We start from the raw sequence: 15959 nt of genomic DNA on the forward strand, positions 1-15959 counted from the left end.
CTGGCCGGCCTGTCACCTGCGACAGGCCGGCCCAGGTTCAGGTGCGCATCAGCGCCCGTTGCGTGCCCTCCGTCAACTGCCGGACCAGGCGGTTATGTTCGCTGGTTTCCAGGTCAACCAGTGCCTGGCGGCGCTCCAGAAATACCTGCGAACGTTTGTCCTGGAGTTCCCGATTCAACAGGCTGACCTTGTAGCTCACGGCTTGCTTGACCGTGATAAAAGGCTCCGGATGACTGTTGGCCAAATACTCAATCCAGAACTCACTCATCAAAATCGCCTCCTGCACGGCCGGTGATTGGCCGAGTCTGCGCAGGGTGCTGCGTGCCCGGCCCACCACCTCATCGGTGACATAGTCATCCACGGTGTACAGCAGCTCCAGCGGATAAAACGGCAATTTGAATTCACTGGCCAATTGGCTGCGCAGGTATACCGTGACCTCGGCCGGATCGACAGGCAGCCCGGCACGCTCGCGCTCGAGAATGAACTGGTCGGCAAAGTGGTCCAGTTGGTTGAGGTAGAAGCAACTCTCGGCCAATTCCAGCAACGCCCGGTCAGCTAGATAACTGCGCGGTTGCAACTTGGCCTGATGGATCCGGTGGTGCAGTTCCATGTTGGTAAAGGCCAGCAGCACACTGTCGCCGCAGTTGCCGGAGCCGTAGGTGTTGAGGCACACCGCGTTGCGCAGTTGCGTCGACTCGCCCATGGCCTGCAACAAGGTCCAGACTCGCTTGGTCAGGCCTGGCCTCAACTTTTTGTTGCGGTAGGCGTGCGTATTCTTCAGGTCACGCAGCACGCGGAATACATCATCGGCACTCGCCGTTTCATTGGCCTTGAGTTGTTCCCACAATTGTCGGCGCGGCGTTACGTCCTTCTCGGCGACGTCGGTCAGCCAGGTGTCGAAGTCATTCGGCGTCGCTGGGGCATGGGCGGGGGTGCGCAGTTGGCCACCCAGGCGAATACCGGTCTCGAGGTAGTAGCGGTCGATGCGTGCCAGGGTCTCGGCGGTCAGCGGGTTCTCATGCAAAAAGGTGTTGCGATTGGCGGCTTGCAGCCACGGGTTGGTGAACACTTCTTCGGGAATGGTGCTAATCGAGTTGGTCTGCAGGTGCAACTCCTCCAAAACCGGCAGGGCGCCGGCGCCGATCGGCCATTGGCTGATGCCGGTGTTGGCCAGGCGCAGGCGGCGTAGCCGGCTCATTTGGCTGACATCCGGGGTCAGGTCCAGGTCCGGATTATCGTTGAGGTCGAGGTGTTGCAGATTGACCATGCCGGCCAGGCGTTGCACGGCGTCTTCGGTCAGGCGAAGGTCGTTGTCGTTCAGGTCAAGGTGGTTGAGCGTGGTCATATCGGTGACCGCGCTGGGCAGTTCCGTCAGGTAACAATCCAGGCGCAGCACTGCGAGCCCGGTGAACTTGGTCAGAAAGTCCGGCCCCGAAGCGGGGAACGCGTTACCGGAAATCCGCAGGAATTGAATGTGATTGAAACCGCTGGTCCCGGTTATGAACGAGGCCGGTGGCAAGCCTTCGTCGTCCAGTTGCAACTCCAGTGACGGTACGTTGAACAGGCCGGCCATGTACACCGTGGAGGTTTCCCGGCGCCATGCCGCACACAGTTGGGAGGCGATATAGCGCCGCCTGCCCCGGCCGGTGCCCAACGGGTCGATCAGAGGGTTGTCGGCCGCCACAGGGGTTTCGCTCCAGCGCGTCAGTTGCGTATCCATGGCCTGGTACTCGGCTTTCAGCCGTTCCAGTTCGAGCAGTTTTTCCGGGTCGGTCATGTTCAACGCGCTCAGGAAGCTGCGTGCATCGGCATTGCCCAAGCGCGGGTACAGCTCCTGGACCTTGGCTACCAGGTTCGGCGGCCGTGGCCCGTGAAACGGCCAGAGGCGCTGCCACAGCGGGTACACCAGGAACGAACGATCCAGGCCCATGGGCGGTTGCATCCAGGGCTGCAAGTGCGGGATATCCAGCAGGCCCTTGATCTCCACGCGGCGGGCCAGGGCCTGCTCGGCGATCTGGCGGCGCAACTCGGCAATCGCGCTGTCGGTGTCAGCCTCCAGCAGCACCTGCTCGGCAGCGGACAAGGTGCTGAGAATGACCGCCAGCAATCGGGTCGACGGTTGGCCGAGTGTCTTGCCGTGTTCGTCATAGGCCTGATATCCACGGTTGGTCCTGGCCACGGTCTTGCGTGACGAACCCGCCAGGTGGCCCGCTGTTTCCAGCAGGCGTCCCTGGTCGTCCCATTCGCGGATATCGACGCGCAGGTTCTTCGGCCAGGTCGGCAGCCGGCGCAGCAGGTACAGCGTGATCCGGTCGCTGTCGGCATTGGCGCAGGCGTCCACATACAAGCCTTCGAAGGCACGGTTGAGGCGCAAGTCATGGGTTGTCAGGCGCGCCTGTTCTGACAGGCGCAGGCTCAGTTGGTTTTTTTCATGCAGTTGCTTGAGTTCCCGCGGCGAGGCATGGCCGAGAATCGCCTTGACCGCGTTGTTCGGCAGCGCCGGGTACTGGGTCTTGACGGGGCGCTCCTGGGCGGTGGTTGCGGCCTCGCTGCGCTGGTACATGGATTCGAGGATTTGCCCACGCTCGCGCTCAGTGTATTCGACCATCCGGTTGATCAGTTGGACCAGGCGCTGTTCCAGGGTTTGCGGCAGCTCGCCGAGCAGGGCCAGGGCAAGGTCGTCGTCGGTGACGAGTTTTTCCAGGAGCCCGGGGCTCCTGATGTCCTGGTCGGTGACTTGTACCACCTTGGCCCCGGGTGCTTGGTTTGTTGGGTAGCGCAGGGGGCTGGCGCTGCCGACAATCTCCAGCACGTGGCTGGCGGGCCAGCCTGGCAGGCTGGTGAGGATCAGCAGGCGCAGGTCCGGGTTGGCGACCGAGGTGCTGGGCACCTGATAGAGCGAGACGATGAACTGGGTGATCTGCTGGTCCATCCTGAAGCGCTTACAGGTATCGGCAAGCATCGGCGGGGCCGGCCGGCCGCTGCGGTGGACCTGGCGCAGCACGTGGGCCGGGGTGTCGGTCAGGGCGATGATTTTCGCAGCTTCGCCCTCGTCGACCAGTTGGTGGTCACCCCCCAGGCGGTACAGCAGTCGATGCTCGTCCCATTCCATGGGGTTCTCGCTGGACAGACGCCAGGCCCCTTCACGGTTGTGTTCCAGGGTGGGCGTATCGACGCCAATCTTGTCCGGGTGCTTGAGCCGCCACCGGAAAACCCGCTGGTCATAGATGACGCGGTACAGCGAGCCAAACAACGGCAGGTAATGCTCGCCCTCATGGGAATACAGCCCCTGGGTATCGGGCAGCAGTTTGGCCGGCAGAGACAGGGTGTGCTCGTATTGCTTCAGCGAACCGTCGGCCAGGCGCACATAGCCTTGCGGGTTGCGCTGGTCGCTCATGTACTTGCCCAGGGTGTTTCGCAGGCCTGGGGCGTCGGTCACGCTGGCCATGCCCAGCAGTTCCCGCTCATGGGGTTGCAACACCGAACCGATGGCCAGGTAGAAACTGTCGACGGCCGGTGTTACGGCGATCGTGCCCGCGTTGCGCATGTCATAGGCTTCATAGTGGCCGTCGCCGCTGTGGCGCAGCTCCACGGTGAGATCGTCAGGACCGCTGGAGCGATAGGGTTTGGCGATCCCGCCGTCGCGCACCTCGGTAATCACGAAGCCGCGCTGGAGCCGCTGGCGTACCAGGGCCGAGGCGAACTCCCTGGCCCATTGGTCGGCGTCGTTGTTGAATAACCGTGGGTGGTACAGGCCATCGATGGCCGCGTCGATGCGCAGGCAAGTGCGGTGGTTGTCCAGCAATTCACGAAAGGCGCCGGGCAGTTCCCCACCTTGCAGGTAGGCCCGTTGTTGGCGGGGTGTCAGCGGCTGTTGTTCCAGCAGCCGTTCCAGCAGGGCTGCAGACAAGGGGCGGTTGAGGTCGCGCAGTTTTTTCAGCAGCGGTGTGACGGCCACCAGCGGCGCGGAGGCCTTGACGGGCAGGAAGCGGCGCACAGCGGCGGGCGGCAGTTGCTCGGGTTTTTCATAGCCGGCGTAACTGACCAGCGCGGCAAACAGCGTCAGGCGCTCCTGGCGTGCCAGGGTGACCACGGCCTGGCGCACCGCCATGATCCGCTGGGCCGGTGTGGCATCGGGTTGGTTGCTCAGGCCCAGTTGCGAGGTGCCGGGTTGCAGGCTGATCACCAGGCCCAACAGCGGTTCGGCGCGGTAAGGCACCTGGCCGCTATCCTCTTCGCTTTGGTAGCTGCCGTCTTCGTTACGGATGATCGTAATGGTCGTCGGCTCGAGCAGTGGCTGGGTGCTTTTGCCGAAGGTCTCGATCACGCTGCGCTGCGGATCGCGGATGCTCAGCAGGGCGGTGGCCGGCCATTCGGGCAACTGGGTCAGCAGGCACAACACTACGCTGTCGCCATAGGGCGGTAGATAACCGGCTTGATGGAAGCGCCCGATGATGTGCTGGATCAGTTGGTCGGCTTGCAGGCGCCGCACACCTTCGATCAGGTTCAACGGCGCCGGCTCGCCGTGCCATACCTTGTCGAGGGTTGCACGGGAGGTGGCGGTGCAGAGCAACATTTGCTCGAGGTCGAGCTGGGTGATGTTCGAGGAGTCGCCGGGCAGCATCTGTTGCAGCAACTGGGTATCCGACAGGGCCTGGGCGTTATGCAGGTCGAAGGTCCAGGCTTGCAGCGCCGGGTCGAACACGATGGGTGGCTTGTAGCTGCTGCGCCCGTTCTTGAGCACGTAGCGCTGGGTTTGCTGGTCGTGGGTGACTTCGGCGACCTGGGTCTGCTGTTCATGGTGCAGCTTGACGTACTGCTTGCCCTGCACGGCGAATACGCACAGGGCATCGGCAGTCTTGCCCTCCAGCAGGTAAGGCTCGTCATGGGCGTAGGGGTGCGCGTCAGGCTTCCACAGTTCATCGACCCCGTCGGGCCGCGTCACCTTGCGCGGGTTGCCCAGGCGCTGCAGGTGTTCGAGCATGCGCTGGCGATGGACCCTGCCGGCGATGCTGATCAGGCGCCCGCTGATGGCCAGGTCGGCGACATCGCTGAGGGTCGTGGCAAAGCTGCTGGCATCGCCCTTGGCTGCTTCATTCAGGCCCACGCTGACGCTGTAGGTCATGCTGCCCAGCACCGCCAGTTGCATCACCCGGTTCATTCCCGTGACTCCGCCGGGCAGGGGCGTGAGCAGCAGTTGCAGGACTTCGGCGGCGATGGCCGCAGCGGCGTCCTTGAGTGCTTGCCAATCGGCTTCGGAGCGGGTGTTGGCCAGGGTGTCCATATCGGCCTGGCAGCGCTGGACCTGCCGATAAGTCAGGGTTTGCAGCAGGGTTTCGGCGGGGCCTCTGGGTGGATCGGCGGCGAAGCGGATGTCGTCGAGGGTGCGTTCGGGGAAGGCTGCGTGAAACCCGTCGTACAGCTTGCCGGCCAGCCAGTTCAGGCCTTCGGGGCGCTTCTCCAGGGTCAGCAACGGCTTGAACACCGACAGCCCCACCAGCGGCAGTTGCCGGGCAAACCAGCCGAGGTCGTCCTGGCGATGGCTGTCGCGCAGTTGCCGGCGAAAGTCGGCTTCTGCCGCGCGCGCGTCGGGGTGGTAGCGAAACGCACCGCCGGGGCGGAAAGGGAAATACGACAGCACCCCGAGGCTGGCCACGCGGATCAGCAGGAGCGGCACGGGAATGGCGCTCTCCCAGGGCACGAAGGGCACGGCGGCAATCGGGGTGACGCCCGAGGTCAGGCTCAGGCTCTCGACCGCCAGTGGCGGCCCGCTGCCATCGAGCGAGGCGGTGAGGCTTGCGTACACCGTTTGCGTCAGACCGTTATGGGCGCGGTTGCGCCAGGCGTCCAGGGCATCGAACTGCAACAGGGCCTGCGCTGCCACGCCCATCAAGCGGCGCAGCGTACCCTGCTGATCGAGGGTGGCCTTGATCTTCACTTGCAGTTGGTGGCCCAGGTCCAGCTCGCGGGCGATGGCGATAAACTCCCGGGCCTTGAGACTGCGATCGCCGTCGGGGCCCACCACTTTGCTGGCGTCGACCAGACTGTAGCCGGAGTCCTGGCGCAGGCCTGAGGTGAAGCCGAAGTTCACACAGGCTGCTTCCCACAGGGACATGCTCTTGACGTGTTCGATTTCGCGGTAATCGATATCGGAGCGGCGCGGCGTGCGGATGTGGCTGCCGGGCTGGCGATCCCAGGGCAAGGGTTGCTCGATTTTTTCAATGTAGGTGGTGTCGAAGCGGTACTGCTCGGGATCGCGCCCGCCGATCCGGCTGCGCAACTGCGCCAGGCCATCGGCCTTGAAGGAACGCACCACCCGTTCTTTTTCGCTTTCAACGGCCGCCAGCGCCGCGTGGGCCTGGCGTTGCAGTTGCACGAAACGCTGTTGTTCTTCGGTGTCCAGGCCCTGTAGGGCTTGGGTCACATTGCGCTGGATCAGCTCCAGCGCCTGTTGCTGGGCCCAGGAGGTGCTCGATTGCAGATTGCCAGACAGGCCGTTGAGTAAATGATGAGTCGGCATGCGCTCTACCTTTCACGATAAGTGGAAGGCAGATGGAAGCACTGCGCATGCGCGCCCGGGGCCTAACTATTTAACGGGCGGCCCTCACTGCGTTGGGCCTGGTTCAACTGCTTGTTGAACTCCAGCCACGCCGCCAGCCCGGCCATCAACACCAGGCCCAGCAGCGCACTGAATATCTGCATCGGCCAGGCGTCGTCGACCTGGGCGTTGAGCATGTCCGCCAGCGGCGCCAGCAGCACCCCCAGGCAGAACACCTCCAGGGAGTAGCGCCCCATGCGGCAGCTTTGTTGCGCCAGCCAGTTTTGCGTCCAGCCCCGGCCGGGCAGCAGCTTGGCGGTGACATAGGCCAGGGCCAGGAAGTGCAGCAGGCGTACCGGCGACAGGTCGGTCTTGCTGATGGGGTACAGCAGCTCGCTCAACACGGCCGGCATCACGGCATCGTGGATTTCGGGCCAGCGCCAGGACAGGGTGATCACCCCAGCCAGCAGCGTATAGGCCGCCGCGCCAAGAAACAGCGGCTGCCTGTGCAATGGCCGGGTTTGCGGTGCGCGGGGCATACCTGCGCGGATCGCCGCCGCACCGCCGAGGACGAACAGGAACTGCCAGGTCACCGGGTTGAAGTACCACACGCCATCGGCAATCGCCGCCAGGTTCCAGCCCAGCCGTGGCGCCAGCAGGTACACCACCATCGACACCACTACCACCGCCAGGGGCTTGCGTACCAGCACCGGCAGCACCAGCGGCAAGCCCAGCAGCAACACGATATACAGCGGCAACGGGTCCATCAGGTTGGGCTTGAAGCGCAGCAGCAATTCATCGGTCAGGGCTTGTTGTGGGTTGGTGATGAAGTGGGTCAGGCCCATTTCCTGCACCAGGTCGCGGGTTTCTACCTTGCTGTTGGCGAAGAACACGATGCCCATCAGCATCGCCAGCAAAAAGATATGCACCACATACAACACCCAGGCGCGGCGCAGGATTTTCAGGCAGGCCATCGGGTAGCCTTCGCGCTGCAACACCTTGCTGTAGGCCAGCACCGAGGCGTAGCCGGCGAGGAACACAAAGACCTCGGCGGCGTCGCTGAAACCGAAATTGCGCAGGGTGATCTGACCGAGCGGGTTGTGGGGCACGTGATCCCAAAAAATGAAGATCAACGCCAGGCCCCGAAAAAAATCGATGCGCGGGTCGCGTCCGTTAAGCATGGCTGCGGGCTCTTGAACAAGTCGTTAAGTAATGACCCGGGATGGTCGGCAATGGTACGCGCCGTACGTCGGGCCGGCGCAGGTTGGCGGTATTTGTAAGCAATTGCAAAGGTTGGGTATTACTGAATGTCTCAATTGCCCGAAAGGGTCATGCCGTTGGTCGTATAAGCGCTGCTACCTGTTATTTCTGACAGTAGACGGGCTTTTGTGAGCATGGCTTGCTTGCCTATCGGCTGCGATAGGCAACGAGGCGTGATGGTGGCATGAGCAGACTATGGATAGGGTTCTCCAGCTATACGGTGATTGGCATCGCCAACACAGTGATCCACTGGCAGCTTTTTTTCGTGCTCCGGGCAGCGCTTGACCTGAGCCAGGCCGTGAGCAATTTCCTGGCGTTTTGCGTGGCGGCGAGCTTCTCGTTTTTTGTGAATGCCACGTTCACCTTTGGGGTATCCGCTTCGCTTGGCCGCTACCTGTTATTCATGCTGTGCCTGGGCAGTTTGAGTCTGGTGGTCGGCTGGATGGGTGACTATTGGCGATTGCCCGGCCTGGCCACGGTGGCGGTGTTTTCCCTCAGTAGCCTGTTGTGTGGCTTCCTGCTGTCCAAGTACCTGGTGTTTCGCAGGCCTGAATCATGAGGCTTTCGCTGATCGTGCCGTTGTTCAATGAAGAACTGGCGATCGAGCCGTTCTACCAGGCCATACGCCGCGAGCCATCGCTGCTGGAGCATGAGGTCGAGATCGTCTTTATCAACGATGGCAGCACCGACCGCACGCTGGAGATCGCCAGGGATATCGCGCTGCTTGATCGCAACGTGGTGCTGATCAACTTTTCGCGCAACTTCGGCAAGGAACCGGCGTTGTTTGCCGGCCTTGAATACGCCAGTGGCGAGGCGGTGGTGCCGATGGACGCCGACCTGCAAGACCCGGTGGAGGTGGTTGCTTGCCTGATCGAGAAATGGCAGCAGGGCGCCGATGTGGTCCTGGCCAAACGCCGCGACCGCTCCAGCGATGGCTACCTAAAACGCCACAGCGCCTCGCTGTTCTACCACCTGCTCAATCGCATCGCTTACACCCATATCGAAGAAAACGTCGGCGACTTCCGCCTGATGGACCGCAAGGTGGTGGACGTGATCAAGGCGCTGCCAGAGCAGCAACTGTTCATGAAGGGCGTGCTGTCCTGGGCCGGCTTCACCGTGGCGATTGTCGAATATGACCGGGCCTCACGGGTGGCTGGCCAGAGCAAATTCAATGCCTGGAAGTTGTGGAACCTGGCGCTGGAGGGCATCACTTCGTTCAGTACCTTGCCGTTGCGGTTATGGAGTTACATCGGTGCCGGTATTTCGTTATTGGCACTGGGGTATGCGGGGTACCTGATTGTCGACAAGTTGCTGTTTGGCAATGAGGTGCCGGGGTATCCATCGTTGATGACGGCGATCCTGTTTCTGGGCGGTGTGCAACTGATCGGGATAGGCATATTGGGGGAGTATGTGGGGCGGATCTATATGGAGGCTAAGCATCGGCCGAGGTATGTAGTGAAAGAATTTATTAGGCGAGAGGACTATCCGAATTGAATGTAAGAGTGCTGGGGGAACAACGTCACGCAGGGATGGCAGTGTGGTTGATGATTATGGTACTGGCTATCACCGTTCGCTTTTATGGAATAACGCTCCCCTATGTTTGGTACGACGAAGCGTTTAGTGTGTGGATCAGTGCCCTTTCACCTGGGGAAATCTGGTTTCATACAGGGCGGGATGTTCACCCGCCCCTTTATTATCTGTTGCTCCATGGGTGGATGGAGTTATTCGGCAAAACACCTTTTTCGATCAGGGCACCTAGCGCTATCGCAGGTGTATTGACCGTCGCTGTGTGTATTACGTTGGCTCGAAAAACCCTTGGTTATCGTGCTGCGATCATTACCGGGTTTTTAATGGCGTTATTTCCGGTCTCAGTGCGATTTAGCCAGGAAGCGCGGATGTATGCGCTGGTGGGGCTGTTCTTGGTGGGGGCGACGCTCGCCTTGGTCTGTTGGTTGAAGCACTCTGAACGCCATCGTTACGGTGTGCTTTACGCAGTGCTGATGGCCGCCGCCCTTTACACGCACTACTACGCGGTATTGGCAGTGCTTGCTCATTGGCTCTATCTGGTGGTGTTGCGGTTGCATCCAGCCATCAGGTCTGGGCAGGTCACTGGTCTGCCTTGGTGGATATTTAATTTATTGATTTTTGTCATTTATATTCCTTGGTTATTGAGTTTGGTTGATTTGTTGATTAATTACTCAAAACTTCAGGAGGCCGGCAATATTTCTTGGCTGTCCAGAGGTTGGCTCTACACGTTGCCGGATGTCGTATGGCGATTTTTCACATTGATAACCCCACGAGAAACTTCTAAAGTTGCGTGCTGGTTGATGCTTGTATTCGTCGTGATGGCGGGCGCTCGGCTGGTTTTTCTAGATAAGTCAGTTTATCGTTTTTCCTTATTGTTGGTGATGTATTCCTTTGTTCCAATGTTGGTGTTGTTTGGTGTGTCATTGGTTGCCCCCGTTTATAGTGATCGCTATCTAGTAGTGTATGCTATCGGGTTGCCACTGATTTGCGCAGGATGGTTGGTGCAGCTTGGTAGGAATCACAGGGTTGTGGCCGGACTTTTATTTATTGGGTTGGCCGGCTTGGAAGTGTATGGGTTGGGTAATAATTATAGTCAGCGAAATGAACTGAGTTATTCCCGTAGTCTGAAAGATTATCCTTTTGTTGAGGTGTTTAAGTATATCGCGGCCCAGCGACGCGACGCGGATATTGTTGTTGTCGGCGGCGGTCTCTATTACTTCAGTAGCGTTTATTACAATGATGGGGATGCCGGTATGTACCTGTATTACCCAAATAAAGGTGAGGCCGGTTCGCCCCGTCTCAACGGATATGGCGCGGGAACGTTGATGTATGAAACCTGGCGTGAGCATACCGTCGTCAATATGGATGCCATGCCCGCAGGTGTGCGACGGGTATGGTGGTTGACCGACAATTCCACCACGGCTGATCACGTACCTTATGCAGGGCAATGGCGAGAGGTCGACTCCCACCTTGCCGGTAAACTTGACCTAAGGCTTTATCAAGCACCTTGAATCAGAACCCATCCATCAACAACACCCGGCACGGCCTGGCCTGATACGCATTGATCTGCGGCACCAGGCGGGTGAAGTGTTCGGTCTGGCAGTGCGCATCCAGCGCGGCCTGGTCGGGCCATTGCTCGATAAAGATAAAGTGCCCTGGGTCTTTCTGGTCGATGAACAAGTCGTAGGCAATGCACAGCGGTTCCTGGCGGGTTTTTTCCACCAGTTCGGCGTACCAGGGGCGCACGGTGTCCAGGTGTTCGGGTTGGATAAAGTCTTCAGCAATAACTTTCAACATCAGATCGGTCCTTAGGCAGCTTCTACTTCATGGGGCTCGAAACTGTCGGCTCGCGCCATCTGCCACATACGTGAATAAAACTCGCCGTTCACTTCGCCGGTCAGCAGTTCCCCAGGCTTTAAGAACACGTGCAACTGCGAAAACAGTTTGATCTCGGTGGCCGACATGCGCCGCACCAGGTGCTTGGCCGACAATTGCGACGGATGATCAAGGCCGGCCGCCGCGAGCATTTCCGCCAGGGCCTTGAGGGTGTTGCGGTGGAAGTTGAACACCCGCTGGGCCTTGTCCGGCACCACCAGTGCGCGTTGGCGCAAAGGGTCCTGGGTGGCCACGCCGGTCGGGCATTTGTTGGTGTGGCAAGACTGCGACTGGATACAGCCGATGGCGAACATAAAGCCCCGGGCCGAGTTGGCCCAGTCGGCGCCGATGGCCAGCACGCTGGCGATATCGAAGGCGCTGACGATCTTGCCGCTGGCGCCCAATTTGATCTTGTCGCGCAGGTTCAGGCCCACCAGGGTGTTGTGCACAAACAGCAGGCCTTCGCGCAGGGGCACGCCGATGTGGTCGGTGAATTCCACGGGCGCAGCGCCAGTGCCGCCTTCCTTGCCGTCGACCACGATAAAGTCCGGCAGGATCCCGGTTTCCAGCATGGCCTTGGCAATGCCCATGAACTCCCACGGGTGGCCCAGGCAGAACTTGAAGCCCACCGGCTTGCCGCCCGACAGCTCACGCAACTGGGCGATAAAGTGCATCAGTTCAATCGGCGTGGAAAACGCGCTGTGGCGGGATGGCGAGATGCAATCTTCGCCCATCAAAATGCCGCGGGTCTCGGCGATTTCCTTGGTCACCTTGTGCTTGGGCAGGATCCCCCCGTGGCCGGGCTTGGCGCCCTGGCTCATCTTGATTTCGATCATCCGCACTTGCGGGTTTTGCGCCTGCACGGCAAAGCGTTGCGGGTTGAAACGGCCGTCGCTGGTGCGGCAGCCGAAGTAGCCGCTGCCCAGCTCCCAAGTCAGGTCGCCGCCGTTTTCCCGGTGGTAGGCACTGATGCTGCCTTCGCCAGTGTCATGGGCGAAGTTGCCGAGCTTGGCCCCCTGGTTGAGGGCGCGGATGGCATTGGCGCTCAACGAGCCGAAACTCATCGCCGAGATATTGAACACCGACGCCGAATACGGCTGCGTGCACTGCGGGCCGCCGACCATCACGCGAAAGGCGCTGGGGTCGCTCAACGGGGCCGGGCGCATGGAGTGGCCGATAAATTCGAAGCCGGACTGATACACGTCGATCAGGGTGCCGAAGGGTTTGTCGGCGCTTTCATTCTTGGCCCGCGAATACACCAGCGAACGCTGGGCCCGGGAGAAGGGCAGGGCATCGCTGTCGGACTCCAGCAGGTACTGGCGGATTTCCGGGCGGATGCCTTCCACCAGGTAGCGGATATTGCCCAGGATCGGGTAATTGCGGCGCACCGCGTGGGGGCTTTGCAGCAGGTCGAACACGCCGATCAGGCTGAGCACGCCGGTCACCAGGGTAAAGGGCCACAGCCATTCGTGTTGGATAAAGGGGAGGCTGGCGAGGGTGAAAATCACACACACGGCAAAGAATGCATAACGGCTAAGCAACGACAGGCTCATACGGTTTCCTTGGGTTCGGACTCTTTCTAACCTGCGGGAGCCGGCTGGCCGGCAATGGCGTTTTCGATCGCGCTATCGCTGGCAAGCCAGCTCCTGCAAGGATCTCCAGGCTATGGATGCCTGTGCTCTCACGGAGTCCCAGCTTACGGGCGAGGTCCTTGCCGGGGCAACCACATAGAACCCGGGCTTCTATCGGTATTGCAATACGTTCTCGTTTGGGTGCATTATTTGTGTTACTGTATAACGTATTGATTCTGCCAAAACGCCCTGGAGGCCCTATGAAAGCTGGTATCCATCCCGACTACCGCACCGTGCTGTTCCACGATACTGCCGCCGATGTGTTTTTCCTGATCGGCTCCACAGTCGACACGGACCGCACCTACCAACACAGCGATGGCAACACTTACCCCTATATGGCCCTCGACGTGTCCAGCGCATCCCACCCGATCTACACCGGCCAGCAGCGCAAGACCCAGGTCGAAGGGCGGATCGCTGGCTTCAACAAGCGCTTCGCCTCGTTCAGTTCGTCCGGCAAAGCAGCTGAGGCCTAAGGGGCTTAAGGCACACTGGTGGTAAATGGCATCATTTAGCCACTATCGACTGAAAACTGACTAAACTACTAGGTAATAGCCAGGAGGCTGTTACCTTGACCGTAGGAAGCGCACACCGACGCGACTAGATCCGAGGTGTCCCGTGGGAGAGTCAGTTACCTTTTCTGAAACCGATCGTCCCGTGGTGCTGTTGATCGACACCCACCCGGACGTGCATGACCGCCTCGCGCAGCTGCTGCGCCTGGAGCCCTTTGAACTGTGCAGCGCCACCACGGCGGCCGAGGCCCTGGCCATTCTGGCGCGCCAGCCCGTGGACCTGGTGATGAGTGCCGCACGCCTGCCGGATATGGACGGGGCCACGCTGCTGGCGCAGATCCATCACGCCTATCCCCAAACGGTGCGCCTGTTGTTGACCGGCGAGACTGACCTGACCCTGATCATCAAGGCGATCAACGAAGGGCAGATCTACCGCTACCTGAGCAAACCCTGGAAGGATGAAGAACTGCTGCTGGCCCTGCGTCAGTCCCTGGCCCACCAGCATTCCGAACGGGAGCGCCTGCGTCTTGAGCAACTGATCCGCCAGCAGAACGAGGAGCTCAAGCAACTCAATGCATCCTTGGAAAAACGCGTGGTTTCGCGCACCAGTGAATTGCAGCAGACCGCCGACATGCTCGACCTGGCCTACGAAGAACTCAAGCACAGCTACGCCACCGGCACCGAGGTGTTCTCGCTGCTGGCCAACCTGCGCCTGCCGCGCAGCAAGCAGACCAATCGGCAGATCATCGAGCTGGTCCGCACCTGGTGCGTGCTCCATGGCCTGGACGATGCCAGCAGCCGCGACCTGACCATGGCTGCGGCGCTGTACAACATCGGCAAGTTGAGCTGGAGCGACAGCATGATGGTCGCGCCCTCGGACTTGCTGCACAGCACCGACCGCGAGCGCTTTCGCGAGTACTCCACACAGAGCGAGTCGCTGTTGATGACCCTGGAGCCGATGAAGGACGCCGCGCGGCTGATCCGCCATCACCAGGAACGCTGGGACGGCAGTGGTTTCCCCGACCATCTCAAGGGCGAGGCAATTCCCTTTGGCTCGCGCCTGCTAAAGCTGGCGGTGGACTTTATCGAACTGCAGCGCGGCCTGATCCTTGAGCGGCAGATGAACAGCGACGAGGCGCTGCTGTACATCCGCAAATACGCCGGGCGCCTGTATGACCCGGACATGGTCGAAGACTTCGTCCAGGCCTGCGCGGCCTTCCTCAGCGACGTGACCCTGGGCGACCCGATGGTCAAGGTGCTCGGCACTCGCGAGCTGGCCGAAGGCATGGTCTTGGCGCGCAACCTCAATGCCGACAACGGCATGCTGCTGCTCAACGCCGGCAAGGTGCTGAACCTGCCGCTGGTGGACAAGTTGATCGCCTTTGAAGCCATGGAGGGCGCCAAGTACAGCGTGTTCATCAAGGAAGCCGAGTAACCCGAAACTCTGTAGGAACCGGCAAGCCGGTTCCTACATTCATTGCGAGGAACAGGGCAGCCGTGTGATCCTTTGCGCCCTTTACTCCAAGGCGTTTTTTTCATGTCCAAGACCATCCGTATCGCCGCCGCCCTGTTGATCGGCAGCGACGGCCAGACTCTACTGGTGCGCAAGCGCGGCACCCAGGCCTTCATGCAGCCGGGCGGCAAGATCGACGCGGGCGAGCAACCGGCGCAGGCCCTGGCGCGTGAGCTGCACGAAGAACTTGGTCTGCGGATCGACCCGGCAGCGGCGCAGTACCTTGGCCACTTCTCGGCGCCAGCGGCCAATGAGCCGGGGTTTACCGTGGAGGCCGAGTTGTTTGAAGTACGGATCGATGTGCCGGTGACACCCGCCGCCGAGATCGAAGAAGTGCGCTGGATCGACCCGGCCGGCGATGGCGGCCTGCAGTTGGCGCCCTTGACACGTGACCTGATCCTGCCGTTCTATCGCGCATCGCTGACTACCACAGCCTGAACTGTCAGGCGCAAAGGACTGAGCCGTGATCCCCCTCAATGACCTGCTGATTTTTGCCGCCGCCTCGCTGCTACTGGTGCTGACACCCGGCCCGAACATGATCTATTTGATCTCGCGTTCGATCTGCCAGGGCCGCAAGGCTGGGGTGACGTCGTTGCTGGGGGTGGTCGCGGGGTTTTTTGTACACCTGTTTGCCGCCGCTGCCGGTTTGACCGCGGTGTTTCTTACGGTGCCGGTGGCCTATGAAGTGCTGAAGTGGGCCGGCGCGCTGTACCTGCTGTGGCTGGCCTGGCAGGCGGTGAAACCGGGCGCGCGTTCGCCGTTCGAGGCCCAGCAACTGCCCGCCGACTCACCGCGCAAGCTGGTGACCATGGGCTTTTTGACCAGTGCGCTGAACCCGAAAATCGCGGTGTTCTACCTGTCGGTATTCCCGCAGTTCATCACCCCGGAGCACGGCTCGGTCTTCACCCAGAGCCTGATGCTGGGCTTTACCCAGATCAGCGTCAGCTTTGTGGTCAACCTGCTGATCTCGCTGTGCGCCGCCAGCATCGCCGCCTGGTTTATCCACAACCCCACGTGGTTGGCGGTGCAGCGTTACTTCATGGGGTTTGTGCTGGCCGCCCTGGCGGTGCGCCTGATGCTGGAGCAACGGCGTAGCGCGTGAGCCG

Annotated in this window: 11 protein-coding genes; 7 read left to right on the forward strand and 4 right to left on the reverse strand. The window is 60.8% G+C overall.

Going from position 1 to position 15959, the window contains the following annotated elements; all coding sequences use genetic code 11:
* Positions 1–37: 37 nt before the first annotated feature.
* Positions 38–6520, reverse strand: coding sequence for an NEL-type E3 ubiquitin ligase domain-containing protein (locus HBO19_RS01825; RefSeq protein ID WP_170056793.1), 6483 nt, complete (start codon positions 6518–6520; stop codon positions 38–40).
* A 62-nt stretch (positions 6521–6582) separates the two neighbouring features.
* The gene (locus HBO19_RS01830) at positions 6583–7719 is read right to left on the reverse strand and encodes an OpgC domain-containing protein (protein WP_170041811.1); all 1137 of its coding nucleotides are present in this window, start codon (positions 7717–7719) and stop codon (positions 6583–6585) included.
* A gap of 263 nt (positions 7720–7982) precedes the next feature.
* Here HBO19_RS01830 and HBO19_RS01835 point away from each other — a divergent pair, with 263 nt between their 5' ends.
* Genes HBO19_RS01835 through HBO19_RS01845 form a run of 3 tightly spaced genes read left to right on the forward strand, consistent with a single transcriptional unit; the run spans position 7983 to position 10836 of the window.
* A complete protein-coding gene (locus tag HBO19_RS01835) occupies positions 7983–8357 on the forward strand; it encodes a GtrA family protein (protein ID WP_170056794.1) in 375 nt (124 codons plus the stop codon).
* Positions 8354–9292, forward strand: a complete 939-nt coding sequence (locus HBO19_RS01840) for a glycosyltransferase family 2 protein (protein WP_170056795.1) — start codon at positions 8354–8356, stop codon at positions 9290–9292. Before HBO19_RS01835 ends, HBO19_RS01840 begins: the two co-directional genes overlap by 4 nt.
* Positions 9293–9342: 50 nt before the next feature.
* Positions 9343–10836 (forward strand): glycosyltransferase family 39 protein, encoded by a 1494-nt coding sequence (locus tag HBO19_RS01845; protein WP_170056796.1) that lies wholly within the window; start codon positions 9343–9345, stop codon positions 10834–10836.
* A gap of 1 nt (position 10837) precedes the next feature.
* Here HBO19_RS01845 and HBO19_RS01850 read toward each other — a convergent pair whose 3' ends face one another.
* Positions 10838–11122: a putative quinol monooxygenase gene (locus tag HBO19_RS01850; protein WP_169954475.1), complete on the reverse strand. Its 285-nt coding sequence runs from the start codon at positions 11120–11122 to the stop codon at positions 10838–10840.
* A gap of 11 nt (positions 11123–11133) precedes the next feature.
* Positions 11134–12753 (reverse strand): FMN-binding glutamate synthase family protein, encoded by a 1620-nt coding sequence (locus HBO19_RS01855; RefSeq protein WP_170056797.1) that lies wholly within the window; start codon positions 12751–12753, stop codon positions 11134–11136.
* Positions 12754–13031: 278 nt separating this feature from the next.
* Between HBO19_RS01855 and HBO19_RS01860 the strand changes: the two genes are divergently transcribed.
* The 4 genes from HBO19_RS01860 (at position 13032) to HBO19_RS01875 (ending at position 15955) form a co-directional block, all read left to right on the forward strand.
* Positions 13032–13304, forward strand: a complete 273-nt coding sequence (locus tag HBO19_RS01860) for a type B 50S ribosomal protein L31 (protein ID WP_169954473.1) — start codon at positions 13032–13034, stop codon at positions 13302–13304.
* Between the two features lie 142 nt (positions 13305–13446).
* Complete coding sequence (locus HBO19_RS01865) at positions 13447–14775, forward strand: HD domain-containing phosphohydrolase (protein WP_169954472.1); 1329 nt, start codon at positions 13447–13449, stop codon at positions 14773–14775.
* A gap of 102 nt (positions 14776–14877) precedes the next feature.
* Complete coding sequence (locus HBO19_RS01870; protein WP_169954471.1) at positions 14878–15291, forward strand: NUDIX domain-containing protein; 414 nt, start codon at positions 14878–14880, stop codon at positions 15289–15291.
* Positions 15292–15316: 25 nt separating this feature from the next.
* Positions 15317–15955 carry a LysE family translocator gene (locus HBO19_RS01875; protein ID WP_169954470.1) on the forward strand — a complete coding sequence of 213 codons (639 nt, stop codon included), beginning with the start codon at positions 15317–15319 and terminating at the stop codon, positions 15953–15955.
* Positions 15956–15959: the final 4 nt, after the last annotated feature.

It is taken from the genome of Pseudomonas sp. WS 5021 (assembly GCF_012985535.1).
Lineage (GTDB): Bacteria > Pseudomonadota > Gammaproteobacteria > Pseudomonadales > Pseudomonadaceae > Aquipseudomonas.

Bases quoted from the DNA above. Each gene is read 5' to 3' on its own strand.
- HBO19_RS01830 (WP_170041811.1), bottom strand. From the start codon at position 7,719: ATGCTTAACGGACGCGACCCGCGCATCGATTTTTTTCGGGGCCTGGCG.
- HBO19_RS01840 (WP_170056795.1), top strand. From the start codon at position 8,354: ATGAGGCTTTCGCTGATCGTGCCGTTGTTCAATGAAGAACTGGCGATC.
- HBO19_RS01855 (WP_170056797.1), bottom strand. From the start codon at position 12,753: ATGAGCCTGTCGTTGCTTAGCCGTTATGCATTCTTTGCCGTGTGTGTG.
- HBO19_RS01860 (WP_169954473.1), top strand. From the start codon at position 13,032: ATGAAAGCTGGTATCCATCCCGACTACCGCACCGTGCTGTTCCACGAT.
- HBO19_RS01835 (WP_170056794.1), top strand. From the start codon at position 7,983: ATGAGCAGACTATGGATAGGGTTCTCCAGCTATACGGTGATTGGCATC.
- HBO19_RS01850 (WP_169954475.1), bottom strand. From the start codon at position 11,122: ATGTTGAAAGTTATTGCTGAAGACTTTATCCAACCCGAACACCTGGAC.
- HBO19_RS01870 (WP_169954471.1), top strand. From the start codon at position 14,878: ATGTCCAAGACCATCCGTATCGCCGCCGCCCTGTTGATCGGCAGCGAC.
- HBO19_RS01825 (WP_170056793.1), bottom strand. From the start codon at position 6,520: ATGCCGACTCATCATTTACTCAACGGCCTGTCTGGCAATCTGCAATCG.
- HBO19_RS01845 (WP_170056796.1), top strand. From the start codon at position 9,343: ATGATTATGGTACTGGCTATCACCGTTCGCTTTTATGGAATAACGCTC.